Origin of the sequence: Pseudobacter ginsenosidimutans (assembly GCF_007970185.1) — a bacterium.
Lineage (GTDB): Bacteria > Bacteroidota > Bacteroidia > Chitinophagales > Chitinophagaceae > Pseudobacter > Pseudobacter ginsenosidimutans.
In genome coordinates this window covers 5,610,857-5,636,304 of sequence record NZ_CP042431.1, presented here as the reverse complement: position 1 = coordinate 5,636,304, position 25,448 = coordinate 5,610,857, and the positions used below count along the sequence as shown (strand labels likewise).

General features: G+C 47.4%; 20 protein-coding genes. 4 read left to right on the top strand and 16 right to left on the bottom strand.

The genetic code is table 11. The annotated features are described in order from the left end of the window. Positions 1-10 precede the first annotated feature (10 nt). The 9 genes from FSB84_RS22180 to FSB84_RS22140 form a co-directional block, all read right to left on the bottom strand. Positions 11-1,123, bottom strand: a complete 1,113-nt coding sequence (locus FSB84_RS22180; RefSeq protein ID WP_130540051.1) for a TlpA disulfide reductase family protein — start codon at positions 1,121-1,123, stop codon at positions 11-13. 16 nt (positions 1,124-1,139) lie between these two features. Further along, positions 1,140-2,540 (bottom strand): RagB/SusD family nutrient uptake outer membrane protein, encoded by a 1,401-nt coding sequence (locus FSB84_RS22175; protein WP_130540050.1) that lies wholly within the window; start codon positions 2,538-2,540, stop codon positions 1,140-1,142. Positions 2,541-2,558: 18 nt separating this feature from the next. After that, positions 2,559-3,926, bottom strand: coding sequence for a TonB-dependent receptor domain-containing protein (locus tag FSB84_RS22170; RefSeq protein ID WP_225979859.1), 1,368 nt, complete (start codon positions 3,924-3,926; stop codon positions 2,559-2,561). Then, positions 3,866-6,004 (bottom strand): SusC/RagA family TonB-linked outer membrane protein, encoded by a 2,139-nt coding sequence (locus tag FSB84_RS22165; RefSeq protein WP_158644061.1) that lies wholly within the window; start codon positions 6,002-6,004, stop codon positions 3,866-3,868. Before FSB84_RS22165 ends, FSB84_RS22170 begins: the two co-directional genes overlap by 61 nt. Before the next feature lie 145 nt (positions 6,005-6,149). Further along, positions 6,150-7,340, bottom strand: coding sequence for a FecR family protein (locus FSB84_RS22160; protein WP_130540048.1), 1,191 nt, complete (start codon positions 7,338-7,340; stop codon positions 6,150-6,152). A 68-nt stretch (positions 7,341-7,408) separates the two neighbouring features. Then, positions 7,409-7,975 carry an RNA polymerase sigma factor gene (locus FSB84_RS22155; RefSeq protein ID WP_158644060.1) on the bottom strand — a complete coding sequence of 189 codons (567 nt, stop codon included), beginning with the start codon at positions 7,973-7,975 and terminating at the stop codon, positions 7,409-7,411. A gap of 381 nt (positions 7,976-8,356) precedes the next feature. Continuing rightward, positions 8,357-10,843, bottom strand: a complete 2,487-nt coding sequence (locus tag FSB84_RS22150; RefSeq protein ID WP_130540046.1) for a TonB-dependent receptor domain-containing protein — start codon at positions 10,841-10,843, stop codon at positions 8,357-8,359. Between the two features lie 910 nt (positions 10,844-11,753). Further along, positions 11,754-13,052, bottom strand: a complete 1,299-nt coding sequence (locus tag FSB84_RS22145) for a prolipoprotein diacylglyceryl transferase (RefSeq protein WP_130540045.1) — start codon at positions 13,050-13,052, stop codon at positions 11,754-11,756. Positions 13,053-13,177: 125 nt separating this feature from the next. Then, positions 13,178-13,591: a BrxA/BrxB family bacilliredoxin gene (locus FSB84_RS22140; protein ID WP_130540044.1), complete on the bottom strand. Its 414-nt coding sequence runs from the start codon at positions 13,589-13,591 to the stop codon at positions 13,178-13,180. 241 nt (positions 13,592-13,832) lie between these two features. On the opposite strand from FSB84_RS22140, the gene FSB84_RS22135 reads away from it, so the two are divergent. Both FSB84_RS22135 and FSB84_RS22130 read left to right on the top strand, forming a co-directional pair. Further along, on the top strand, positions 13,833-14,252 hold the full coding sequence (locus FSB84_RS22135; RefSeq protein WP_130540043.1) for an Hsp20/alpha crystallin family protein: 420 nt from the start codon (positions 13,833-13,835) through the stop codon (positions 14,250-14,252). 170 nt (positions 14,253-14,422) lie between these two features. Continuing rightward, positions 14,423-15,715, top strand: a complete 1,293-nt coding sequence (locus tag FSB84_RS22130; protein WP_225979858.1) for a hypothetical protein — start codon at positions 14,423-14,425, stop codon at positions 15,713-15,715. 35 nt (positions 15,716-15,750) lie between these two features. Here the strand turns inward: FSB84_RS22130 and FSB84_RS22125 are convergent, their stop codons facing one another. Next, positions 15,751-16,206 carry a nuclear transport factor 2 family protein gene (locus FSB84_RS22125; RefSeq protein ID WP_130540042.1) on the bottom strand — a complete coding sequence of 152 codons (456 nt, stop codon included), beginning with the start codon at positions 16,204-16,206 and terminating at the stop codon, positions 15,751-15,753. A gap of 60 nt (positions 16,207-16,266) precedes the next feature. Between FSB84_RS22125 and FSB84_RS22120 the strand changes: the two genes are divergently transcribed. Further along, complete coding sequence (locus tag FSB84_RS22120) at positions 16,267-16,749, top strand: hypothetical protein (RefSeq protein WP_130540041.1); 483 nt, start codon at positions 16,267-16,269, stop codon at positions 16,747-16,749. Positions 16,750-16,856: 107 nt separating this feature from the next. Here FSB84_RS22120 and FSB84_RS22115 read toward each other — a convergent pair whose 3' ends face one another. The 3 genes from FSB84_RS22115 to rpmI form a co-directional block, all read right to left on the bottom strand. Then, entirely contained in the window at positions 16,857-18,251 is a 1,395-nt protein-coding gene (locus FSB84_RS22115) for a type III PLP-dependent enzyme domain-containing protein (protein WP_130540040.1), read from the bottom strand. Between the two features lie 154 nt (positions 18,252-18,405). Next, positions 18,406-18,750 carry a 50S ribosomal protein L20 gene (rplT, locus tag FSB84_RS22110; protein WP_130540039.1) on the bottom strand — a complete coding sequence of 115 codons (345 nt, stop codon included), beginning with the start codon at positions 18,748-18,750 and terminating at the stop codon, positions 18,406-18,408. Positions 18,751-18,793: 43 nt separating this feature from the next. Beyond that, a complete protein-coding gene (gene rpmI, locus FSB84_RS22105; RefSeq protein WP_127129738.1) occupies positions 18,794-18,991 on the bottom strand; it encodes a 50S ribosomal protein L35 in 198 nt (65 codons plus the stop codon). A 379-nt stretch (positions 18,992-19,370) separates the two neighbouring features. Between rpmI and FSB84_RS22100 the strand changes: the two genes are divergently transcribed. Then, positions 19,371-19,988 (top strand): hypothetical protein, encoded by a 618-nt coding sequence (locus FSB84_RS22100; protein WP_130540038.1) that lies wholly within the window; start codon positions 19,371-19,373, stop codon positions 19,986-19,988. A 46-nt stretch (positions 19,989-20,034) separates the two neighbouring features. Here FSB84_RS22100 and FSB84_RS22095 read toward each other — a convergent pair whose 3' ends face one another. From FSB84_RS22095 to FSB84_RS22085, 3 genes are all read right to left on the bottom strand, one after another. Continuing rightward, positions 20,035-20,397 carry a hypothetical protein gene (locus FSB84_RS22095; RefSeq protein WP_130540037.1) on the bottom strand — a complete coding sequence of 121 codons (363 nt, stop codon included), beginning with the start codon at positions 20,395-20,397 and terminating at the stop codon, positions 20,035-20,037. A 170-nt stretch (positions 20,398-20,567) separates the two neighbouring features. After that, positions 20,568-22,028: a RagB/SusD family nutrient uptake outer membrane protein gene (locus tag FSB84_RS22090; RefSeq protein WP_130540036.1), complete on the bottom strand. Its 1,461-nt coding sequence runs from the start codon at positions 22,026-22,028 to the stop codon at positions 20,568-20,570. A gap of 21 nt (positions 22,029-22,049) precedes the next feature. Then, positions 22,050-25,289 (bottom strand): SusC/RagA family TonB-linked outer membrane protein, encoded by a 3,240-nt coding sequence (locus FSB84_RS22085; RefSeq protein WP_158644059.1) that lies wholly within the window; start codon positions 25,287-25,289, stop codon positions 22,050-22,052. Positions 25,290-25,448: the final 159 nt, after the last annotated feature.

Sequence of the window (25,448 nt, the reverse complement as noted above, 5' to 3'; positions counted from 1 at the left end):
TAAGAGCAAATCATTTCAATACTTCATTCAATTTTTCTTCCAGTTGTTGTGATCGCAGATTCTTTGCGATGATCACGCCATTGGGGTCTACCAGGAAATTCTGGGGCACTGCCCTGATATCGTACATCCTGGCCACTTCGCCCTTTCCTCCTTTCAGATCACTTGCATGCAGCCAGTTCAGGCCATCTTCACGGATAGCTTTCAGCCAGGCTGGTTTCTGTGTGTCTATCGAAACACTAAGGATCTGGAATCCACTGTTGCTGAATTTTTCATAAGCCTTCACCAGGTAAGGATTTTCCTGGCGACATGGCCCGCACCAGCTGGCCCAGAAATCAACCAGTACATATTTACCTTTCAGTGAAGAAAGAGAAAGTGGAGTTCCTGTAGTATCGTTCAAAACAAAGTCCATGGCCGGCTGACCGATGGCCGTCTTTTTTGCGATCTCCAGTCTTGCTTCCATGGCATTTGCCGAAGCCGTTTTCCTGAGACGCTCACTGAGTGTATAGAAAAGCGGACCGAATTTTTCATATTCGATAATGGCGCTCTGTTCCCTTACGAGATCAAGGCTCAGGTAGGAATCGGGATAATCAGCCACAAATGCAGCTTTCGTTACACGCATTTCTGCATAAATATCATGATACGATTTCTGGAACCTCCGAATGACTTCTTCATTTATCCCGAAGCCACTCGCCATGCTATCAATGATCAGCGCCACCTTATCATTGGCTGGTCTCAACCGCTTCTGCAATTCTATGAAGTCTGATTGTCCCGGACCGCCTTTGATGGTGGCGGAACCCAGCCTCCCGTTTACAGCAATGAGTGTGATATTACCTGGTTCCAGGAACAGTTCTGCGTTATCGGTATCCTGCTGTTCGTCAGCATCAGCTTTGACCACCCTCAGATATCCCTTAACCGGATCAACCAGCTCACCGGCAATGGTGAACTTACCATTTTTGACGATCGCTGAATCGGCATGATAGGTATTTCCTTTTTGCCAGGAGAGCATCAGCTTCTGACCTTCTGCCTTCTTTCCCAATTTACCGTTGAGCTTGAATTTCTGCGCAGTTGCATTAGCGATCACCAAAAGGATCAAAACCTGCAACATCCATATTCTCTTCATCATTTCTATTTTTATTCTTTTACAGATTATATCCTTCGTTCTGTTCCAGTTTTGGATTCCTCACCAGTTCAGAGTTGGGAAACGGAAGAAGGGTCTTTGTATCGGGTTGTCCTTTCGAAGTGAGCCAGCTAACGGCTTTGCCAAACCGCTTCATATCCTGCCAGCGCAGGCCTTCGCCCACAAATTCCCTTCTGCGTTCCCATTCGATCTCATTCAAAAAATCATTGGCATCGGTGAAGTCAGCTGTTGATTTACCGGGCAGGTTCCTTTTCTGCCTGAGCTCATTGTAGCGGGCTACATTCACAACACCATCGCGTGCATCCACTTCAGCGGAGATAAGATAGGCCTCACTGAGCCTGATCATCGGGTATACCACAAAGGCGTTGGATTGCTGAACTGTATCTGTAGAGAATTTCATGAGGAAGGTAACTACCTTTCCGGCGCTGCTGGCAAACTGCTCTTTCAACATTACTGCGCGTGTATCGCCAGGTTCGTATGCATTTACCAGATCGGGGTTGAGCCAGGTCTGTCCATTACCGGTAGCACCGGTTGGCCGGCGGTAAGGAAGTCCGGGACTGAACAAGGGGAACATGCCTGCGCGGTCATAGCCATATACAGCCGGGCCTTCTATCAAACGAAAGAGCATTTCTTTATTTCCGGAATTCCCGTACCTGAAATTGCTGGTGAAATCAGCGGACAGCGCTGTTGCTGATGAACCGATCACCAGTTCTGCATATTTCTTCGCTTCTGTTCTCTCTCCCCTGTTCAGATGGATCCTGGCGCGTAATAACTGCAATGCTTCTTTAGACATCGCATTGGCTGTAGTAAAGGATGGCAGTAGTTTCTCCGCATCGGTGAGATCAGTGAAAATGCGGGCGTATACTTCTTCTTCACTGTTCTTCGGACGTTTGAGCTCGGCCGGATCTTCATTTGGGCCCAGTGTTATCACTACCCCGCTGTATGCCTGCACCAGCCGGTAATAACAGAATGCGCGGATGGCCAGTGCTTCGCCAAGTTCCTTGTTCAAACTTGACAGGTCCCTTGACCTGATGAAGTTGATAATGAAATTGGCATTACCGATAGCAGTATACGAAGAGTTGTAATAGGAACCATTCCCAAAACCATCGGCGGGGTTCACGTTGCAGGCCTCATAGCTTTGAGGATTGAACATGGTGGATGTTCCTCCCTGTATGGAGATCACATCATCGGCATAGATATCAAATAAGGGATAGGTCTGGTTACTGATGCCCTGGATCTTTGAGTAGGCTCCGTTCACCAGCAAAGGGATATCGGCAGGCCTGATCTGGTTCTCACCAATACTCATGTCAGGATATGGATCGTCCAGCATTTTGCTGCAGGATGAAAAAATGCAGCAGAAGAATACGCATATATGTATGGGGAAGAAATATCTCCGTTTCATTTCTGGATTTTTTACTGATTATAAAGTGATATCGATTCCGAATGCGATGGTCCTTGGAATGGGCACGAAGGAATACTGAATGCCTGTTTCGATCCCCACTTCGGGGTCGGCCAGTTTCAGGTTCCTGTTCTTGATCACGAACACATTCTGGAATGAGGTGTACAAGCGAATGGCAGGGATGCCGGCCCGCTTCAGCAGTTTTTCATCGAACTGGTAAGCGAGGGTCACATTCCTCAGGCGCAGGTAAGATGCATCGAAAAGATAATGAGTAGAAGGAAGCGTATTCCAGTCTTCCGTCTGACCGGCTCCATGCGGCCCTACGATGGCGCGGGGATAATAGCTGTTGTCTCCGGGCTTTCTCCACCTGTCCGTAGCAAACTCAGGCCTGTTGGACATTACGCCTGACCAGTCGATGCTGTACACGCGGCTGTACTGATCGTCAAGATTGTACAGTTTGTTGCCCACACTGAAGGTGAAGCTGGTATTCAGGGAGAAGCCATGCCAGCTGGCACCGAGATTGAAACCTCCGGCAAGTTTCGGTTGTGCCACAGGGATATAATCCTGATCTGCTGCGCTGATCTTTCCATCCTTGTTCCTGTCTTCATACATAAGATCGCCGGTATTGGGATCCACGCCCAGCGACTTGTACAAACGGAGTGATCCTACTGATTGTCCTTTTTTCACAAAAGGCATAGGACCGCCTGGCATATAATAACCATACCCCATTATGGAGTCGCGGAGATAAATGATCTTGTTCCTGTTGAAGTTGAGGGCGATTCCTGCATTCCAGGAGAACTGGTCCCTGCTGGTGGCTTTGCTGTTGTAAGACAATTCGAGATCGATACCCTTGTTCTGCACGGTGCCGAGGTTTCCTCTCTGTGATGAGTAACCGCCGGAAGACAATGGAGTGTTCAGCGTTGTAAGCAGACCATCCGTTCTTTTCTGATAGAACTCGAGGGTCATGGAGAGCTTATTGTTCAGGAACCTTGCTTCAATACCTGCATCAAATTGTTTGGTCCTTTCCCAATTGAGGTCGCGGTTCCCGCGGATATTGTTGAGCTGTAATGTTGGCTTTCCCAGGTAGGTGCCGGTATTCACCATATCCGCGAAGTCGAAATACCCCAGCGTACGGATATTGCCGGTAAGTCCAATACCTGATTTCAGTTTCAGGAAAGAAATGATCGGATTGCTGCTGAAGAAAGCTTCATCGGAAATGATCCATCCTGCAGACAGTGCGGGGAACCAGGAATACCTGTTCTTACCTGTTAGTTTGGATGTACCGTCTCTACGCATACTTGCGCTGAGCAGGTATTTGTTATCCCAGCTCAGGTTGGTACGCATGAAATAGGATTCGCCCGCTTCGGAATAAGTGCGGTTCTCATACATATTGCTTCCATAGGAAGAACCATTACCGGGATACCAGAGCCCCTCACTTGACGGGAAGCCAAAAATGGAAAAACCTGTGGTTGTAAGTTTGTTCTGATAATACTCCTGCCCCAGAAGGATATCCCGCGCAGGCTGCTAACAGCCAGTTGATATGTGAGCGTGTTATTGAAAGTATATTGAAGACCGCTACTTCCGTTATCATTATGCTGTCCACTATTGTATTGACCGTACATTGATAAGGGGCTATAGAAGCCGATGGTGCCGGATTGGCTTCGCACTCCGGCCAGTGTTGATTTGAAAGTGAGCCCGGGCATAATGGAAACTTCGCCAAAAGCATTTCCCAGGTAATTCCAGTTCCTGGTAACAAGGCTGGTCTGGTAATTTCCTGCCAATGGATGGGTAGTTAATTCGATCCAATATCCCACAGTTCCATCCGGGTTGAAAGGAATGGAATCAGGCATATCCGGGCGGGCGCCAAAGGCGTCGATCAATGGAGAATTCAGGTCTTTACTTTCAGAAAGTGACACATTAAGATCAGCTCCTATTTTCAACCATTTGTTCACTTTCTGCGTAAGCGCCAATTTACCTGAATAGCGGTTGAAGCGGCCACGTCCGATGGTATTTTCTTCAGAGTATCTGCCGAAAGAAAAATAATAGGTATTGTTGAGATTGCCGCCAGACAGGCTTGCCTGAATATTTTGCGTAACGGCATTCTTGTTGGTGATCTTTTTCACCCAATCGTTTTCATAAACACCGCTTGATGTGCCCAGTTTGAAAGAGTTGATCTCATATTCGAGCAGGTCTTTCTCATCCTCCAGTACCTGTATCCTTCCGGGAGTGAGCCCACCCGCATTCAACAGCTTATCGATATCCCCGATCCTGTTCTGCCGGGCTTCCTTGAAAGCTGCTTCATACTGCTGGGTGTTCATTGCCCTGTATCCGAGCGTAGAGTTGGTAAGACCGTAATAAGTATTCACATTCACGGCAGACCTACTGTTTGCCTTACCTCTTTTGGTGGTGATCAGGATCACACCCTGTGCACCTCTTGCGCCGTAGATAGCAGAGGAGGATGCGTCTTTCAATACTTCTATGGATTCTATATCCTGCGGGTTGATATTACTGAAATTGAAATTGGGAGCATTGGTTGTTACGGTGCCTGCACCGGCATCAACTATCAGTCCATCCACCACTATCAGCGGACTGATATTTGAGCTGTTGATGGTTTGAACACCACGGATACTGAAATTGGGTTGAGAGCCAGGAGTGCCATCGAAGCCTCTTACCTGCAGGCCCGCTACCCTGCCCTGCATGGCGTTGAATACGTTCCCGGTGATATTCTCTTCAGCTTTCAATTCTGCTACTTTGGCAATGGAACCTGTTACATTCCTTTTGCTTTGGGTGCCATAGCCCACCACCACAGTTTGATCCAGATTGGTGACCGCTACCTTGAGATTCACGATATAGCTGGTTGCTGAACCTACTTTCACTTCCTGCGTGGTATAGCCTACGAAGCTGATCACGAGCACCTGCCCGGGCTCAGCAGCAATTACGAAATTACCCTGCGCATCGGTAGTTGTTCCCAGGCCCGTTCCTTTCACTGCAATGTTCACTCCTTCGAGTGGCAGCTTTTTATCTTCAGCCAGTACACGGCCCGTAATTACTGCAGCTTCCTGGAATACCTGCAATAGTGAAACTGGCTTCCGGGTGATAGCAATTACCTTATCGATAAATGAATACCGGAGAGGCTGGCCCTCGAAACAGATGTCCAGCGCCTGTTTCAGGGGCATGTTCCTGATATCCACTGTAACCGGACTCGCTTCTTCCAGCGTGTTCTTGTCCCAGATGAATTCAAAACCCGTTTGGATACGGATCTTCTCAAACACCTGTTTCATGGGGATGTCTTTTCCTGACAGCGTAACGGTTTGCGCTTTACCATTACCGTAAGCAGTCATCAAAGAAACGAGGAGTAATACACTGATCATTTTCATTACCAGGATCGTTTTGGTTAGCCGGTCTTTCCATGGATGCATCCATTTCAGACCTCTCCCATCAGCCCTTCCGGGCAGAGGGGATCTCATAAGCATAAAATGCATAACTTTATTTTCGTTTAGGTTAATAAAAACTATACGGTTCGCCTCTCAACTCGTTCCGTACAGTGGGTTACAAACTCGTTAGCCTTGCAGAACCGCCCGGGTACCAACCGGTGCGGTTTTTTAAGGCCCATTATTTCGATGCTCTGATGGTGAGCAGTTTTCCTTTCAGTTCAAATTCCGCTCCTGCCACTACTTTCAGGATCTCCAGCACTTTCTGCAATTCTATTTCACGGGTGAAGCCTCCTTCCAATTCTTTATCGGGGATATTGCCTTCATAGTTCAGTTCCACATCGTACCACCTGGCCAGCTCATTCATGATGCTGCGGATATTTCCGTTGAAGGAAAATCGCTTTTCTTTCCAGGCGAGCACATGGTCCATATCGGCAGACCGTACCACTTTAGGGTTTCCAGTATTTGCGTTGTATATCCATTGTTCACCAGGTCTGAGCAACACACCAATGCTGTCCGATACCAGTCGCATCTTCACGGAACCTTCCACCAGCGTGGCTTTCACAGCCCCATTGTCAGCATAGGAATTGATATTGAAACCAGTTCCCAGTACCTGTAACTCAAAATCATTACCCTGCACAACAAATGGACGGGCAGCATTCTTTTTCACTTCGATATACACTTCACCTGTTATTTCCACTTTTCTTTCAGTTCCGTTGAACGCTACAGGATAACGGATACTCGATGCGGCATTGAGCCATACCTTACTGCCATCGGGCAAGATCATCTGGAACTGACGGCCCCTGGGAGTGGACATGGTATTGTAGGAAGGCGCATGCATTCCTTCTCCCTTGGGATCGTATAACAGCCTGCCGTTCTCCAGCATCACATCACTGCCATTCTGATGCGCTACCAGGCCATTGCCCAGACTGTCAAGCACCACCTGCCTGCCGTCAGACAAAGTAAGAATGGCGCCATCATCTCCTGGCGGCAGATCTTCTTTGACTGCTATTGAAGGATTGCTTTGGTTATGCTGCGAAGCCTTATTGCTCCACAGATACATTCCGGCAACAGCAAACAATAACAGGGAAGCTGCCATCCAGATCCAGCGTTTGGGTGTCATCCTGCGTACAACTGGTTGACTGTTGTTTTCCTCTTTCAGTTTCAGCATCAGGCTGCTTACCATTTCATCAACATTGTAATCGCCAGTTTCAATGTTGCGGGGATCTGTAAATGCATCCTGCAGCAAGCCATCAAATACAGCGCGGTATTCAGGCTGGCTGAAAGATGATCTCAACTGTTCCAGTTCAGCAAGCGTGGCTGTTCCCTGCAGGTATTTCTCCCATAATACTTTAACCGTAATCCCGGTCATGATGTAAGGTTTATATAGATGCAGGACGGAAAAGAAGCGAGGGGGTAAGACAGGTTACCGAAAAAAAATTAATAGAAAAATTTACCGAGGAGGAACACCAGCAGCAAAGGATTGTCGCCGGCATGTTTAGAGAGATAAAGACGAATGTCTTTGAGTGCTCTTACAATATAGGTCTTGGAGCTTACTTCGGAGATATCGAGCAGGACTGCAATTTCTTTATGGCTTTTTCCACCAAACCGGTGGAGCTCGAACACCCGTCTCGTCTTCTCAGGTAAGGACCGTATCGCGGCGGCTACAGTCTGCTCAAGTTCTTTCAGTTCGAGGCTGGCAAGAGGATGATGGATGGAATCATCTGTGAAATAATCAGACAGGTTCTGGATATTTGAGGGGTGGAGTACTTTCTTCTCCATGAAATCCATCACGAGATTCCGCGCTGATACGTAGATATAGGCTTTGATATTTTCAACCCCAGGCAGTTTATTCCTGTTGTTCCAAAGTTTGATGAACATTTCCTGTGCAAGGTCTTTGGCCTGCTCGGGGGATTTGGTTATCCGTACTGCGGTACCGTAAACCTGTGGCCAGTGGAGCTTTGTCAGTTCCGCGAAACTTATTTCATCTCCTGCTGCTATCTTCAATAACAGTTCTTGCTCGTCATATGTGCGGTTTGGTGCCAGTGGGTGCGGATTTCCTGGTGAGGCCGCAAACTACGCTAAAAATCGCAATGGCGGATATCCGGTTAAGTACCTGCCCAATTGGTAAAATAATTAATCGCACAGTAAAAAAGAAGCCCCCCATGGAAATGGGGGGCGTTAACCAAAACTAACTGCTTATGAGAAAAACTGTATGACTGTATTATGACTTTGTTCTATCTATTTTGTACCGCTTGCGCATGTACATATATATGACGCTTGAAGGGCCGATAAGTTTCGCTGATTACTGTTAAAGATTTTGTAAAGGGCCCTATGGAAATAGGGCCCGCTGTTTTTCAAACTATTAATTAAAACAAAAATTGACTGCTACTCTCCTGCCCGCACGCGGTTCTGTTCCTCGCTGCTGCTGCGTTTGCGCTGATTGTTGTTGTTCATTTGTTTCCCGAAACGATAATTGAAATTGATGCTCACCACGCGATTGTCTCTTGTATTCCTGAATGTGGCATCCGTATCGTTGAAGCTCATTTTGCCATTAACAACTTGTGTGAAGAAGAGATCACGAACAGACAGTTTGATGGTGCCCTTGCTCTTCAGCACCTGCTTACCTACTGCCATATCTACCCTGCCCATCGGTTCGAGCATGATCTGACCTTCCACCTGTCTGCTGCTCCACCAGCCGCTGATCTCTGCACTCCATCCTTTCTCGAAACGGAACTGGTTGTTGATCTTGGCAAAGAGGTTGGCACGACTGATATTGATCTCTGAACCTCCATTCCAACCTTTATACTCATTGTAACCATAGTTAACATATACATTGGTGCTGTACCATTTTGTCACCTGCCATTGAAGGTTCATGGATCCGCCAACGAATCTCTTTTTGCCGATATTCCCTCTGGTTACAATTGTTGCCAGACTGTCTTTTCCATTTCCTCCTCTAGCTTGTTGGAAGAGTTCGTTCATTACATCGCGGGTTTCACTGTACTGGAATGATGTGGTGAGCATGCCATTCCAGATATGGTTCAACTCAAAATTGCTGGCGTATTGAGGACGAAGGAATGGATTGCCCCTGCCATATGTGAACTTGTCTATAAAGAACATGAAGGGGTTCATATCCTGGTAAGCGGGCCTTTCGATCCTTCTGCCGAAAGAGAGACCAAACTGGTGTTTCTTCACAGGCGCATAGCTCAGGTAGAAAGTTGGGAAAAGACTGTTGTAAGAGTTGGTGAAAGAAGAGTCGGGTTTTGTGGGATTGCCATACTGGAATCCTTTGTAATTGGTATTCTCGTAACGAAGTCCTGCCTGCACACCCCATTTATCATTGAACTTGTGATTTAAATTGATATAGGCTGCGTTGATGTTTTCTTTATAATCGAAGAAATTTGTTTTGTCGTAGTCAATGATATACGCTACACCATGTCCATTTTGACTTCCATTGAAATAATTTGCTTTGCTGTCGTTGGTCACGTAGCCTGTTTTGGCCCCGGCTTCAAAGCGGGTATTCTTGTTTAACGGATGCGTATAATCGAACTTGGCTGTTCTGATGGTGATCTCTGCAGGAAGATCGCCTTTCAGGAAATCCTGGTTCATAAGTTCTCCTGTAGTGTTCCTGCTGGTATTAATGAAGTCTTGATCGTTGGAGGCTCTGTATGTAATATAATCCAGATCAACTGTGAGTTCACGGCCGGATGTATCGAACTGGTGACGCAAGTTGAGGTTGACGCTTCCGTTCTTCCATTGCTCTTTCGTGTCTGAGTCTGCATCTACTGAAGAGTCTGGCACACCGGCAGCATTCTTCAGCCAGCTTGTATTTTCTCCAATCGCGTTTCGCTGGTTGGTGAATCCTGAGAGTACAAAACCTACTGTGGTGGATTTGCTCAGAAAGATATCCATTCCCAGTTTCAGGTTATGGTTGATGAATTTTCTGCGATTGTAGCTCAGCTGATCGATCATGCCGGTCATTTCAGAATGCTCTTTGTTCCAGTAATCACGGTGGATATCGAGTTGCTGGAAATTGTTGGAGCGATCAAATCCGTAATTGGCAAAGAGATTGAATTTGGCGTCCCTGTAATTCAGGCTGATGCTCTCCCAGGTTTTGAAATATTTTCCCTGTCCGGCTCCCAGGTTCACGGAGCCGTTGAAGCCGCGGGCCTTATTCTTCTTTGTTTTGATATTGATGATCCCCGAGTTGCCGGAAGCATCATATTTGGCGGGAGGATTGGTCATGATCTCGATCTGGTCAAGCTGTGAGCTTTGCATGCCGCGGAGCATATTGGCCAGGTCGGCGGCGCTGAGGTAGCTGGGCCTTCCATCTATCAATACCATCACTCCCTGCTTTCCCTTGAGGCTGATATTGCCGTCCTTGTCCACCTGCACGCCCGGCGATTTCTCCAGCACATCCAGGGCATTGGTGCCGATATTACTGATAGTGGCGTCTACGTTCACTACAGTGCGGTCGATCTTCTGTTCTACCGCCGGCCTGGTGGCTACCACCGTTACGCTGCCCAGCTCTTTGGATTCGGCTGTCAATGTAATTACAGGTAATTCAATATCAGTAGTCCCGGAACTGATATCGAATATTTTGGAATAAGTTGTTTGGTGACCGGTAGCAGATACCTGCAGGAAGAACCGGCCTGCAGGCAACCCGCCTACCAGGAAGCGTCCCGATCTGTCTGTGGCTTTCATGGCTATGGAACTTGAATCGGACTGCTTCAGAATGGCAACCGTGGCGGCGGCCAGCGGTGCCTGTTTGTTGTCGAGCACTTTTCCGGAAACCTTGCCGGTCTGTGCGATGGCTATACTGGTTGTTGTAAAGATCAAAGCGATTGTCAGGATTTGAACGTGTAGCTTTCTCATGGCTGTTTGTATAATGTTCAATACTTTGTTTTAATTATTACAATTCAAAAGTAGGTACTTGGTGTTGCATAGTACAGGGTATTGGGCTGAATGGTTGATAAATCTGATCACCGGAAATAATAGGGAATGATTGTTTGACGAGTGAGCCGCTGCAAAGGTTACAAGGGGGCGGTTAAAGGGGACATTGTTACGGTCTGTGAAACGAACCAACGCGGTTGTACAGGGATTGGGCTTGGGATGGTTTGATTGGGCGGAGTGCAGGGCCGGACTTCTTCGCTTACGTTTCATAGGCCTGTAGCCAATACCCCTTTAACCTGATGGGCCGGAGGTGCGAGACGCTTGAGTTGATAATTTTTAGTTGTCCGAAATTGGGTAGAAAAGTAGTGTTATGGTAGAGATGCCAGAGAGATTCTGGTGAAATAAAGCTGGATGGGTTAAGGATGGTGATGAGATGGTAGCGCAGAGGTAGTGAAAAGGGGTGTTCTGGTATAGATTGAAAATTGGTATAAAAGAAGATCCTGACCGGACTGTTGAACAAAAAGTGAATTGAACCATACCGTGCTATGAAACTGGAAAAATATCGAATGTCTTTTGTTAAACAAACGCGACAGTTATTTGATTTTCAGGTTTATAGATAATTTATTTTTTCGGTTATTTTGTGTAAGGTTTTCATTTTCAGAACGTTGAGTGCCTATAGTTGGTGGTTTATTGGGGAGGAGTTGCCTGTTAATGGCTGCGGAGTGTATGCCGGATTGCTGTCGGAGGTATGGAAAGGCTACCAGGGAGTGTCTGGAGCTGGCTGAGCGGGGTATGGGAGAAAGAAGGAAGGAAGAAAGATGATTGGGGGAAGGGTTATAGAAAAATGGCCGGCTTGATGAGCCGGCCATTTGGATATTTTTCAGAGAGGTGATCAGGCAGTGGCCTTCTTTTTACGGTTCACGTAGAAATAGAGCGCGAGACCGGCAATCACCAGTCCGGTGGAGATCAGTTCAGCCTGTGTGGGATGGATCCATCCGAAATCGTATTTGGTGTTCACGCGGATCTTTTCTACCAGGAATCGCTCGATGCCATTCACGATCAGATAAACGGCAAACATACTACCGGGGGCGGATAAGCGCTTACGGAACGCCCAGAGCAGGAAGAAGAAGATCAGGCAGACAACTGTTTCGTAGAAAGGCGTGGGAAATACAGGAACAGGCAGATGACTGCAGTACTGTTCATCCACGCAGCCTGGAATGGTTACGCCTTCATTGATCACGTTGTGAGGGTAGCTGTAGGCTACCATCCAGTCGGGAAGCCAGGAAGGTGCCACTGCAGATGTATGGGGTACCTGATCGATACTGGTTACACCAACGGACTTGAATGTTTTGAGATAGAAATTGCTGTTGGATTCCAGGGCCTGCTTGAAAGTGCTGGTGTCTGCCAGTACAGCTTTACTGTCGGGGCCGGTTACGTAGGCGCTGTTGAGAATGCCCCAGTCGCCATCACCAGCCACCTGGCAGCCGATTCGGCCTACGGCATATGCCAGCAGTAATCCGGGTGCGGCAGCGTCGGCCAGATGTTTGAAGCCAATATTATGTTTTTTCGCGTAATAATAAATAGCAGCGGCAGCGCAGATCAAACCTCCATAAAATGTGAGGCCGCTGAATGAGAGCAGCGCTTCGATGGGGTTCTTTACAAAATCATTCCAGTTCTCGAGGTTATGGAAGATCTTGGCGCCAAGGAATCCGAAGAAAGCTGCGTAGATCACGAGGTCTCCTACCCTGTCGTGTGGCCAGATGCGGATGGTTCGCTCTTCGGGTTTTTCCAGTTTTTGTTTATTCTTTTCCCACCATTTCAATCCGGCAAAGAGGATACCTAATGCAAGACCTACAGGAAGATTCCCTTCACCGGAAAAAATGAATGCCTGCGGGTCGGCGCTTTGCTCATTATCGGCCAGGAATAATCCAATTATCTTATAGCCAAGAATAAAACCGAGAATAAAATTGAGCAGCAGCTCAGCCAGCGAAGCAGACTTTCCTACCGTTATCTTCACTTCTTTGCCTGTGAGTAAACCAGCCCTCTCTTTTCTTTTCAATTCCTGCGTAAGCACCCATGCAGCTGCCAGAAAAGCCAGGGCTACAAAGAAGCCAAACGAGTTGACGAACCTGAGACCGGGAAGATTAAGCCCAAATATGTCTTTGAACGCATAGTAAAGGTTAGGATACATGCCGTTTTGATGAGTTGTAATTAGAGGGTTGTGATGTGTTTGATCTGCAATGATAAGAAAAAAAACCCTCCCATGAATGAGAGGGTGATCACTATGAACAAAGCTGAACTTGTCAGCATAATTCCTTAACAGTACTGATCAAACGCAGCAATCAGGTTGTGCGCGATCATTTGAGCGGGACGGCCCTCGATCTGGTGTCTTTCTATGAAATGTACCAGTTCTCCATTCTTGAACAGCGCGATAGCTGGTGAAGAAGGAGGATAAGGCAACAGGTGCTCACGCAGTTTCTTTACTGCATCCACATCAAAACCTGCAAAGCTGGTGGCCAGATGCGTGGGTTTCTTGGCTGAATTGGCTACTGCCATCAGCACTCCCGGACGGGCTGAGCCAGCTGAGCAACCACAAACTGAATTGATCATAACCAGTGTGGTGCCATCTTTCTGCAATTGCACATCTACCTCCTGAGGGGTAAGGAGCTCTGAAAATCCATTCTCAGTCAGCTCTTCTTTCATCGGAATAACTATTTCTGCGGGATACATTTTTGATTTGTTTTATTTCAATTCCTAAAACACAAAACTATAGAAAAAGGTTGATTCCGGCCCGATGGATTCCTTGGGCTGGCATTCTGGCGCTCTTATTCGAGTTGAACGGTCATTATGGCGCATTAAATTTGCGTTTTCTGTTGATGCGGCAGTATCTGGCCCCTGAAAAAGCACCGGTATGGCATTTGATCCTTGTATTTCGTTCAACAGAAAATCAAAAAACTAAAAGAATACTACTATGACACTTGTAAAATTGAACAACAGACCCGTAGCCAATTCAGTATTTGATGAGTTCTTCAACCATTTCCCTACTCAGTGGAAAGACAGTTTCCATTTTCCTCCGGTGAATGTGCTTGAGTCTCCGAATGCATTTGATATCGAGCTCAGCGCTGCCGGTCTTTCCAAGGAAGACTTCAAAATTAACCTCGAAGATGGCCAGCTGACCATTTCTTACGAGAAGAAAGAAGAAAAGAAATCAGAAGATCAGAAAGTGATCAGGAAAGAATTCAGCCAGCGTAGTTTCAAACGCAGCTTTAACCTGGATGAGCAGGTGGATGTTGAGAACATCGTTGCAAAATACGAAAATGGCGTCCTGAAATTACATCTGCCCAAGAAGGAAGCAGCTAAACCTGCCACCAAACAGATTAATATTCAGTAATTAAAGATTAAAGAAAAGTTAAAAAGCTTTTTCATACAAGTTGCCCGATCCAAAATGGGCGGGCGACCTAAGCAGTTGGTTTTGGTTAAGTACCCATCCCGGTGTCTACCGGGATGGGTTTTTTATTGTTTTGTGTTAACTTCGGCCACGATTACAACAACATGACGCACATGGTGAAAAACCGTATCGTACAAAACCTACTGTTGGTTTGCTTCCTGATTAGTCCTTTCACACAGCTCTTTGCACAGGAGATCCGTGTTGATACGCTGAAGAAGCCCACAGATACTATTCCATTTCCTGTTGATTCGGTAGAAACTGTTCTCCGGATCAAGAACCTGAACCCTTATGTGACCCTTCCCGTTGACTCCACCCTCAATTATAAACTGGAGATCAACAAAGACCAATCGAAGTATTACTGGTACCTGCGCAATTCCCCGGTGGGATTACGCATCAACAAAGACAATGGCCAGTTGACCTTCAAAGCGGAGAAAAGTTTCTTCCTGTCTGGCCGCCTTCGCTATGATAATGAATACAAGGTATTCCTCGGAGTTCAGAACCTGGATAATCCCGCCGACCGGGTAGACACTTTCTTTTCGATCCTCTTTTACAATACAGAGATCATCCCCAGCCGGGTGAAGCCATCCGTCAGCTCAACCCTGATGGTGGAGGAAGGCGATACCGTTGCATTCAAAGTACAATGCGAGAACGGCAACTTCCCTATCGAAAACATCACCTTCTTTTCCAATATGCCACTCAAAGTGCTCTCGCAGGTAAAGAAATGTGATGATGATTTTATCTGGGCCATTCCTTTCGATTTTGTAAAAGAATCGGATTCAGGAAAAGTGAAAGTGTTGAACCTGAGTTTTGTGGGCGCCAATAAATTCATGAACAAAGACACGGCCATTGTAAAGCTCATCGTACGCGATGCATTGAACTATCCGCTGGCGGTGCAGGACTATAGCCTGGCAGTCAGGAATGTGAACACCTATATATTACAGCTGAAATATTCCTTCCTGCAGCTTGACAAGCGGGTGAAGGGCTCCAAGAATACGCGGACTGTTTTCGATATCACCAGTTCCACCACAGCCCTTACCGGAAGTATCCTGGCTTCGTCCAAGGATGATAAGAGTCAGCAGGTTGGTAAAGTGATGCCCAGTGTAGGTGTTTCACTGGTGCCGATCAAAGAGGCCGTGTCGCCGCAGAAAGTATTCGATCAGAACCAGGCTTCACTGGTGAGAACATCCATCAAGCGGCTGGAATATATGATCCGCGATAATACCCTGGTGGGTGAACGTGATCCGGACATTGCGAAGAAGACAGCCAAACTGAAAGAAGAACTGAAACAGATCCAGATCCAGCTGATCGATATTCCCATTGTGGATACCAACGACATGACTGAGGAAGAACTGAACCAGTATTTCAACAGTCCGAAAGTAAATAAAAAATACAGGCTGAAAAGATAATCAGCCTGCATGCAATATCATACTAACAGGGACGGCTATTCGCAGCCGTCCTTTCTTCTTGTATCGATCAGGTATTGTATTTTCCATTCTCCGTTCAGCCTGATGAGCTGAAATGAGTTTACGCCGCAATGACTGAACTTTCCATTGTAAAAGAATTTATACGGCGTCCATACACTGGCAAGGTTATCGTCGATTCTTATCGTTCCAAATTCGATGCGTTCATCCGCAGCGCCGGCCTTTTGTTTGCTGACAAAATCCGAGAAAGCGGAAGGCTGCAGATTACGGATCGAAACTGTACCTTCCTTTACCACGATGGTTTGCAACAGGGCGCTGTCTGCAAAAGCGGCTTTCACTTTTGCGCCGTCGCCGGCCTTCATTCCTTCAAATAAATTGTTCACGGTCTGCTTCACTGAATCCTCTGCTTTATTCTGCGCACTTACGTCAACCAGGTACAACAGCATGATTGTTAATAGTAATACAATTCGATCCATGTTAATGCTTTTAAGGTTTTCTGGCAAATAGTTGGCTTGATAAATATAAAACCAGCAATTATGAAAGCCCCAGTTTTTACACCAGCGGTTGCCGCTCTTACACTGGCCACCGTGCTCTTCAGTTCCGGTACCACGTACAGCAATACGCGCAGTAATTCTGCTGCTCCGGCCAAAGCCGCCATCAACTTTGCGGCAAACAGCCAAAGCGCAGTTGCCGCTGCTTACGATCAGCCTGGCTACAGGAGGTATCCACTTATTATCGTGAGAACACCCGGAATCAGTATTACCATCGGTGATAATGGCCGTCGTTGCTACCGCAACCCGGCAGGTTATTATTACTGGGAAGGCCGTGACGGCCGGTTCTACCTGGATGAAAGGTATGTTCGTTATGTGGATTATGATCGCCGCGCGTACCGCGACTGGGATTGCCGCGACCGCCATCACTACAAAAAGTACAAGAAACACGGCCACGGTCATGGTCATGGAAATGGTCATGGACGCGGACATGGCAGAGGCCACGATCGCAATTGGGATGATGATTGATCCCGGCTGCTCAGCTCCAACCACAAAGTACAACCGAAAATTACCTGAAAATAAAAAACGGGATAAGTGTAATGCTTATCCCGTTCTCTTTTTTATTGCTGAATGCTTTAGTATCCGAGTATCTTCAGCATAGCCTGAGCGCTTTGCTCCTTGGCATGCAGCCAGTCTACGAGCTTTCCATTTTTATCGTATCCCACAATCACGTGCTTGGGTGAAGGGATGAGGCAGTGCTTGATACCACCATATCCGCTGATCTGGTCCTGGTAAGCACCGGTATGGAAGAAGCCTACGCGCAGTGGTTCCGCCCCGTTTGTCTTGGGCAGGAACACTTCATTCACGTGCTCTTCTGAATCGTAGTAATCATGACTGTCGCAAGTGATACCTCCAAGCACTACCCGCTGGTATTCCTGGTCCCATTTGTTCACGGGCAACATCAGGAATTTCTCTCCGATACCCCAGGTATCAGGCAGTGTAGTGATGAAAGAAGAGTCGATCATATACCAGATCTCACGATCATTCTGGATCTTCTCCCCTATCACGCTGTAGATATGCGCCATGCTCTCACCAACGGTATAGCTGCCGAACTCGGTGAAGATATTGGGCATGGGTACATTGTTCTTCTTGCAGGCCTTTTTGATATTACCTACAATTTCATTGATCATGAACTGGTAGTCATACTCAAATCCCAGCGAGTGCTTGATGGGGAATCCGCCGCCGATATTGATGGAATCCAGTTCGGGACAGATCTTTTTGAGCTGACAGTACAGGTTGATCACTTTATTGAGCTCACTCCAGTAATAGATATCGTCCTTGATCCCCTTGTTCAGGAAGATATGGAGCATCTTGAGCTGGAAGCGGTCTTCGTTTCCTTCGATCTTATCTACATAGAACTCCAGTACATCGCGGGCCCTGAAGCCGAGGCGGGATGTGTAGAAGGGGAAAGTGGGCTCTTCTTCTGCCGCGATACGGATACCGAGCTTGAAAGGCACTTTCACAGACTTCTTGTACTGCTGCAATTCATCCTTGTTGTCCAGCACAGGGATCACATTCTTGAACCCGGTATTGAGCAGCTGGGCTATACGCGTGGTATAGGTCTTTTGCTTGTAACCGTTGCAGATGATGAATGTTTCCTTGTTGATCTTTTTGCGGGCGTACAATCTTTTGATGATCTCGATATCGTAGGCGTACGAGGTTTCGAGATGGATATCATGCTTCAGTGCTTCCTCTACCACAAAGGAGAAATGGGAACTCTTGGTACAATAGCAATAGTTGTATTTGCCTTCATAACGATGCTTTTTCATAGCATTGGCAAACATCTTTTTCGCCTTGTTGATCTGGTTACCAATTTTGGGTAGATAGCTGAGCTTGAGCGGCGTGCCATACTTATCGATCAAAGCGTTTAGATCGAGGCCATTGAAATAGAGATTGCCGTCTTTAACATCTATACCTTCCTGGGGCCAGTTGAAAGTCTGCTTTATCAGGTCGGTATAAGAGTTGTTCATGTACTGATTCGGATTGCTGATGGCTATGAGTTTTAGTAGTGAATGAAAAAGCGCATACCAAAAAAGTTACACAAAAGTAAATGTTTGTACGATTTTACAAATAAAAAAAACCGGGTATAAATTACCCGGCTTTGTATTGTTGATCGCTTAACGATTATTTCACGGAAGCGACGATGTTCTTGAAAGTTGCAGGCTCGTTCATAGCCAGATCAGCCAGGATCTTACGATCGAGGGTGATACCTTTCTGGTTCAGCTTGTAGATGAACTCGGAATAGGTCAGTCCTTCTTCTCTTACAGCGGCGTTGATACGTGCGATCCACAGCGCGCGGTATTCTCTTTTCTTCAGTTTGCGGCCAACATATTTATACTGGAGGCCTTTTTCCATTACGTTTTTCGCAACGGTGTATACATTTTTACGTTTACCGTAGTAACCTTTTGCGGCTTTCAGGATCCGTTTGCGGCGTGCCCTGCTTGCTACGGCATTTACTGAACGTGGCATATCTAAATAAGTTTAAAGTTGTGTTGATAATTGAATTCCCGGATTATTTCAGACGCAGCAGACGCTGTACAAAATCTAAATTGGATTTGTGAACTACGCCGTCTTTACGGAGAGCGCGTTTACGCTTGTTAGATTTTTTTGTCAGGATGTGACGTTTGAAAGACTTCTGATGCGTGATCTTTCCGGTGCCGGTAACTTTAAACCTCTTTTTAGCACTGGAGTTGGTTTTAACCTTTGGCATTGTACTACCTTTTCTTGTGATACCCTGCTGGCGCCCCCGAACAGTCGGAGAACTTTTTGGGCCTTGTGGGCAATGGAGTATGGCAATGGTTGATTGCTCAAATACTCGAAATGGAGCGCAAAGGTAGGAAATTCAGTGAAATAGCGTGCAGTATGGCGGAGATTTTTTGCCAGATCTACCGGAACCCATCTCTCCCAGCCTGTTAAGCGGCAGAACCGGCCCTGTTTCAAAGACTTTTTATTACGGGATGGCAGTACAAATCTCGGATATTTTCCCTGTAAAGGATCAAAATCCCCCTTTTGGGTATGTTATGCCCTCCGGGCTTTGCCTAATCTTGACGGTCCGGAATTCCCGGGGAAACAATCAAAATACCATCAACATGAGCGCTCTCAAACAGCTGATCCTCCTTTTCTTCTTTTCATTTTTTCTTTTTTCCTGCTCAAAGGAAGGCCCGCAGGGACCAGCCGGCGAAAACGGGAAGAATGGACAGGATGGCGCCAACGGAAATGCCAACGTGATCACAGGAGCTTTTATCCTGGACAACAGCAAATATGCAAGAGATTCCTGGAGCATCAGGAACGGGAATGCTACCACTTCCTATCCCGCTAAAATGGCCAATGTATCCGTTGCATCGCTAACACAGGATATATTCAATAACGGGACCGTACTGGTATATATGAAGATCCCCGCCGGCTCCGCCATGCTCCCGGATAGCTGGACCCCGCTTCCCCACTCCAATCCCTCGGGCAATTACGGCTACATGATCATGCGGAATTACACTTATAGAGTTGGACTGCTTCAATTGTATTATTATTTCCAGTATACAGATAATGCAAGTATAGGAACAGCGCCGTATATCGGTGATGTGGTGGTTCCCACCCAGGAGTTCAAATACGTGGTGATAGCAGGGAATGCTGCCGCCAATTCAGTGGCCAGGCCGCCGGTGGATTACAGCAATTATGAAGCAGTAAAGACTTATTTCCGATTGCAGGAATAAAAAAATCATCCGGTATTGCCGGATGATCCCAATATGATTGCAATGATTATAGCGAGAAAAGAAGCTGTTCATCCCTGTCTTCCACTTCAATCTGGCGGATGAAATTATCATATCCCGCCTGGTCGTCATGGTTGGAATAAGCGCCATAAGAATCTATTACGTATCCTTTGGTGCCGTCATTGGCTTCGATGATGTAGAGGATGGAACTGTCATCGGGATTGCTCATACCCTCAAAACGATAGGTTTTAAGGATCCTGAGATCTGAAGGCTGATAAACCTTCTTGCCATCTTTTCCTGCTGTAAGGCCTTGTGGCGTATATTCAAATGCAATATCCATGCTCCGGTCCTTGCATTTGTTGAGCACTTCCAATAATGTATTCATTTGATCCGGGCGACCGCTGGTATTCATAATTGTACTTTTTATTCTGATTCAAAAAGATCGTGCCAGGGCAGGTTTCTAAAGATACAAAAAAACCGGGAGCAGCCAGTCAGCTGCCTCCCGGCGAGTGACCGGGCACACCAAAACGAAAACCGCACCTGCGGGAGATGCGGTTTCAAGATAAGAGCCTTAACTATAATTTAATTCCCGTATCCATCATTGGGCTCGATATTCGGATTGGCATTGATCTCAGCCAGCGGTATCGGCATGATGGTCCTGAGATTCGGATAGTCGATACTGATAGTAACATTACCCGAGCGATACTTGGTGAAACCTTGTTTCCATCTTGTGAGATCGAAGAGCCTTTGCCCTTCAAATGGCAGCTCCCTTCTTCTTTCGTTTTTGATCAGTTGTAACAGTGCAGCGCCTGTTTCCGTTGTGGGTGCGGGAGTGGCAAACGCGCGTTTTTTGATCACATCGATATCCGCCACGGCATCGGCTTCCTTGCCGGGCTGCATGGCGCGTGCTTCAGCGCGGTTGAGATAAACTTCTGCCAGGCGCATTATTTTGATGCCCTCTTCGAAAGTGGAAATATTCGTGTATTTGTTGATGATCACAGCCGGGTTCTCTCCCCCGCTGCCTGAACGTTTGCCCTTGATGAGGAAAGCTCTCCGGGCATCGGTTGCTTCATAAGCATTGTAAAGATCGTCTGTGGCGAGCAGGTCTCCGTAGCTGCCGGACTGTAAAGTGAAATTGGTGAGCTGATCACTACCGAGATTATCGGTGGTGAGATAATGCACTTCGAAAATAGTTTCACTGTTGTTCTGCAGCCCGAAATCAGTGAGCAGCTTGTCCCGTGCTATCAGGCTATGCTTATTGGCGCCGATCACTTCGGTGGCCATGGCTTCCGCATTGGGCCAGTCTTCCATGTAAAGATACACCCTGCTCAATAAGGCCCTGGCTCCGTTCAGTGTTACTTTACCTTTGTTGGAGGCACTGAATCCTATAGGCGTTGCCGTTAGTAAGGTGGTGGCTTTCACCAGGTCATCCACGATCTGCTTGTAGGTTTCTTTCGCCGTATTGCGTTTGGGAGAAATGATATTACTGTTGTCTGGGATGGTTTGGGTAACCACGGGCACTCCCAGGTGCGAAGCATCGGGCGTGAAATTATAAGGCTGCGCATAGGTCCTTGCCAGGTCAAGGTAAGCGAGTGCCCGCAGCGTATAGGCCTCACCGAGAATATGGTTCTTCTCGGGCTCTTCGGAAGCAGGCAACTGCAAAGCCTCACCTTTCCGGATCAGGATATTCGCATTCGCGATCAGCAGGTAGAGCTGGTTCCAGGTGGCGCGAACGCGGCTGTCGTTACTGGTGATCCCATACTGGTCGTTGGGCAGGTAACGGCCTGAATTCTTCTTGCTGATATAAGCGTTATCGGCCAGCAGGTCTGCATTCACGAACATGGTACGTCCGTAATAATCTGCACTTTTCAGCAAAGAGTAGATGCCGTTGATGGCGCCGCGGGTGGATGGCAGGTCAACAATCACTTTGTCCAGCGCAGTGGATTGCTGAGGCGATGTGCTCAGGAATCCTTTGGTACAGGAGCCGAAGGCAGCGGTCAATAATAGTGCCGGTAATATTTTATGTATGGTAAGATGTTTCATTGTTGTTCATTTTTCTATTTATCAGAACTTGATATCGAGACCAACCAGGATCGTTTTGTAGATAGGCGCATTCTGGTCTACATAGCCATCCACGCCAACTTCCGGATCGAAACTGAGGCGGTCGTCCTTCAGCCAGGTATAAAGGTTGTTGGAACGAAGATAGATGCGTGCGCTGCCGAGGTGCAGGTTGTTGATCCATTGTTTGGGGAGTTCGTAGCCAACAGTGATATCACGGAGACGGATATAGTCGCCATCATAGAGGAACCTCGTGCTGGAATGGTTGCTGGAGCCGCTTTGCGAGCCGCGGTACATCACTTTGGGTTGTTTGCCTTTATCGCCTGCCTTCTGCCATCTGTTCTCGTAATAGTAGCGGGGTAACGCTGATGTAGGACCGAAACCGGCTGATCCGTCGCCATAAGAGTTGGAGCCCCAGTTATCATAGAGTTTGTTACCGAAATTGCCATAGAACTGGAAGCTGAGACTGATACCTTTGAATGCAAAAGTATTGGTGATGCCTGCATACCAGTCCGGCAATGCCGAGCCCTGGTTGAAGCGCGCCGCATTTCCGTATACATTGGTGGTAGTGCTCTTGGTGCCGTCTGTATACCAGAGCGATTCACCATTGTTCTCATCAGCTCCTGCAAATCCGGGCAGGTAATACTGGTAGAAATCGCCGCCTTCGTAACGGTTGAAAGTGCCTACTATCGGGCTTTGCAGCCTGGTGATCTTGTTTTTGAGCGTAGCGAACATGAATCGTGTATTCCAGCTGAAGCCGTTCTCTTTGGACTGGATATTCAGACTGTTCATCTCCAGTTCGATCCCACTGTTCTCCATCGATCCGATATTCTGCATCACACTGGTAACACCGTTGGTAGCGGAAACCGGACGCTCCAGCAACAGCGCTGAAGTGGTTCGCACATAATATTCCAGCGAGCCCTGGATACGGGAATTCAGGATCCCGAAATCCACACCAACATTGAAAGGTTTGTTCTTTTCCCAGGTAAGCAGCTCATTGCCATACTGGATCAAAGCAAAGCCGGGGTTATTATCGTAGGAATAGGTATTGCCATACAAACCTCTCGACTCAAAATCTCCGATGCTCTGGTTGCCATTGCTGCCATAGGTTACACGGAGACGCAGATCGGAGAAAAGCTTCTGCGTGTGCATGAATTTTTCGGCAGCTACATTCCAGCTGGCGCCTACTGACCAGAAATTACCGAATTTCTGGTCCTCTCCGAAGCGGGAGGAACCATCCCTTCTGAATGAGCCGGATAAATAATACCTGCCGTCGTAATTATAGGAAACATTGCTGAAGCCGCCCATCAATGTATTGCTGGTGCCGGAGCTTCCTCCGGAAACCAGTACGGATGCATTGTCCAGCGTATACGTGTTGGGTATGAAATTCCTTTTGGTGAGGGTAACACCGGAGGACTGGATTTTTTGTCCTTCATAACCGATAAAAGTTTCGAGGCCATGTACGCCCCAGTCTTTTTTATAACGAAGGATATTAGTGCTCACAAAGTTTATGATCTTGCCGGTTCCGTAATCGGCGATACCACCATTGGTCCTTGCTGTACCGATGCCCGACTTTGCATAATCGAAATTTTCAGAATACTGAAAGTCAACGCTGTTCTGCGTTTCCAGTGTAAGGCCATTTATGATCACCAGTTTGGCGCCGATATTTCCGAGGAAATTATACCTGTCCTGCGTGAGCCGGTTCTCTTTCACGAATGCCACGGGATTGTAGTTGTTGGAATAACTGAGATCATAGGAGCCATCGTCTTTGTAGATCCTCAGCCAGGGCTGGTAGCGTTTATAAGCGCGAACGGGATTGGCATTGCTGCCTTCGTCCTTCACAAGATTCGACTTGGTGGCGCTGGCGAGTAATCCGAGCGAGAAGGAGAATCTGGAAGTGGCCTGGTTGCTGAGATTGATCTTGGTGGTATATCTTTTGAAATCACTGCCCAGCATGGGCGCTTTGGCGTTGTAGTAGCTGGCTGAAGCATAGAATTTGGATTTATCGTTACCCCCGCTGGCAGAGAGGTCAAATTGCTGGTAGGCTCCTCTGCGGATCAGTGCATCGAACCAGTCTGTATTGATAGTGGGATCAACGCCGTTCGCTTTCATTTCTGCTTCGAAGTCCGCGGCATTCTTTCCTGTATTCACCCAACCTTCTTTCAGCAGTTCCAGCATTTCATTCGTATTGAGAGGAGTTGAGCCCTGCACATTGGTGATGGTATTGGAGCCGGTCTGAGCGGAAGCGCTGAACTGCGTTTTACCGGCCACTCCTTTTTTGGTGGTAATGATGATCACCCCGTTGGCGGCGCGGGAACCATAGAGCGTTGCGGCGGAAGCATCTTTCAGTACTGAGATGCTGGCCACATCGGAAGTATTGAGACTGTTGAGGTCGCTGGCGTAGAGCGGCACTCCGTCCACCACGTAAAGGGGCACGTTGCCTGCATTGATACTACCGATACCGCGTATGCGAACATTACCGGAATATCCCGGTTGTCCTGAACCTGTAGATACCATCACACCGCTCACATTACCCTGCAGGTTATCCTGCACTGATGCGCGTGGTGAGTGTTCCAGTTGTTTGGAGGTCATGGTGCTCACGGAGCCTGTGATACTACCCTGCCTGCCGCTGCCATATGCTGTTACCACTATCTCATCGAGGCGGGAAGCGCTTTTTGTGAGGGTGAGCGTCAGGTTCAGGCTTTCGTCCCTAACCCTGATCTTTTGCGTGAGCCTGGCAAATCCCACGGAAGTAACTACGATCTCGTATTCTCCGGAGTTCACATCGTTCAGTACAAATTCGCCGGCAGCGCCGGTGCTGGTGCCGTGTTTGGAGCCGTTAAGTACAACGGAAGCGCCGCTGATGGGCGTATTGTCTTCATCCACTACCGTTCCTTTGATGGAATGTTTGGCAAAGATCTCCAAAGTAACCGCTGGTACCGGGGCCGGTTCCTCTTTTCTTCTAACGATAATTGTTTTGTTCACGATGGTGAAAGTGAGGGGCTGTTCTTTGAAAGCCGCTCTCAGCGCTTCTTCCAGCGGAACTTCCTTCACTACCACATCGGTATTCCTGGCATCCCTGATTAATTCGTCAGTGTACAAAAAAAGATACCCGCTTTGCTTTCTGATCTCTTTGAAGATCTTCTGAAGCGGGGCGTTTTTCTCATGCAGTGTGATCTTCTGAGCGTACCCTTTTGCGCTCACCTGCAAACAGCCAACTAACAGCAGTATTGCAATCAATTTCATAATCCGCAAGGTTTTGGCTACTGGTGAAAGGCCGGTTAATGGACGGCCTTTACCGCGAAGGTTTAAATACATACATTTGTGTAGTTTAGGTTAAACAATAAGCAGTCCCGGTATTCCGGGAAAATGGATTAGCCTTTACGTTCGCCGGGGTCAGACCGC

What these genes read in the sequence shown, in the direction of transcription:
- FSB84_RS22180 (WP_130540051.1), bottom strand. Translation starts at nt 1,123, where the DNA reads ATGATGAAGAGAATATGGATGTTGCAGGTTTTGATCCTTTTGGTGATC.
- FSB84_RS22175 (WP_130540050.1), bottom strand. Translation starts at nt 2,540, where the DNA reads ATGAAACGGAGATATTTCTTCCCCATACATATATGCGTATTCTTCTGC.
- FSB84_RS22170 (WP_225979859.1), bottom strand. Translation starts at nt 3,926, where the DNA reads ATGTATGAGAACCGCACTTATTCCGAAGCGGGCGAATCCTATTTCATG.
- FSB84_RS22165 (WP_158644061.1), bottom strand. Translation starts at nt 6,004, where the DNA reads ATGAGATCCCCTCTGCCCGGAAGGGCTGATGGGAGAGGTCTGAAATGG.
- FSB84_RS22160 (WP_130540048.1), bottom strand. Translation starts at nt 7,340, where the DNA reads ATGACCGGGATTACGGTTAAAGTATTATGGGAGAAATACCTGCAGGGA.
- FSB84_RS22150 (WP_130540046.1), bottom strand. Translation starts at nt 10,843, where the DNA reads ATGAGAAAGCTACACGTTCAAATCCTGACAATCGCTTTGATCTTTACA.
- FSB84_RS22145 (WP_130540045.1), bottom strand. Translation starts at nt 13,052, where the DNA reads ATGTATCCTAACCTTTACTATGCGTTCAAAGACATATTTGGGCTTAAT.
- FSB84_RS22140 (WP_130540044.1), bottom strand. Translation starts at nt 13,591, where the DNA reads ATGTATCCCGCAGAAATAGTTATTCCGATGAAAGAAGAGCTGACTGAG.
- FSB84_RS22135 (WP_130540043.1), top strand. Translation starts at nt 13,833, where the DNA reads ATGACACTTGTAAAATTGAACAACAGACCCGTAGCCAATTCAGTATTT.
- FSB84_RS22130 (WP_225979858.1), top strand. Translation starts at nt 14,423, where the DNA reads ATGGTGAAAAACCGTATCGTACAAAACCTACTGTTGGTTTGCTTCCTG.
- FSB84_RS22125 (WP_130540042.1), bottom strand. Translation starts at nt 16,206, where the DNA reads ATGGATCGAATTGTATTACTATTAACAATCATGCTGTTGTACCTGGTT.
- FSB84_RS22120 (WP_130540041.1), top strand. Translation starts at nt 16,267, where the DNA reads ATGAAAGCCCCAGTTTTTACACCAGCGGTTGCCGCTCTTACACTGGCC.
- FSB84_RS22115 (WP_130540040.1), bottom strand. Translation starts at nt 18,251, where the DNA reads ATGAACAACTCTTATACCGACCTGATAAAGCAGACTTTCAACTGGCCC.
- rplT (WP_130540039.1), bottom strand. Translation starts at nt 18,750, where the DNA reads ATGCCACGTTCAGTAAATGCCGTAGCAAGCAGGGCACGCCGCAAACGG.
- rpmI (WP_127129738.1), bottom strand. Translation starts at nt 18,991, where the DNA reads ATGCCAAAGGTTAAAACCAACTCCAGTGCTAAAAAGAGGTTTAAAGTT.
- FSB84_RS22100 (WP_130540038.1), top strand. Translation starts at nt 19,371, where the DNA reads ATGAGCGCTCTCAAACAGCTGATCCTCCTTTTCTTCTTTTCATTTTTT.
- FSB84_RS22095 (WP_130540037.1), bottom strand. Translation starts at nt 20,397, where the DNA reads ATGAATACCAGCGGTCGCCCGGATCAAATGAATACATTATTGGAAGTG.
- FSB84_RS22090 (WP_130540036.1), bottom strand. Translation starts at nt 22,028, where the DNA reads ATGAAACATCTTACCATACATAAAATATTACCGGCACTATTATTGACC.
- FSB84_RS22085 (WP_158644059.1), bottom strand. Translation starts at nt 25,289, where the DNA reads ATGAAATTGATTGCAATACTGCTGTTAGTTGGCTGTTTGCAGGTGAGC.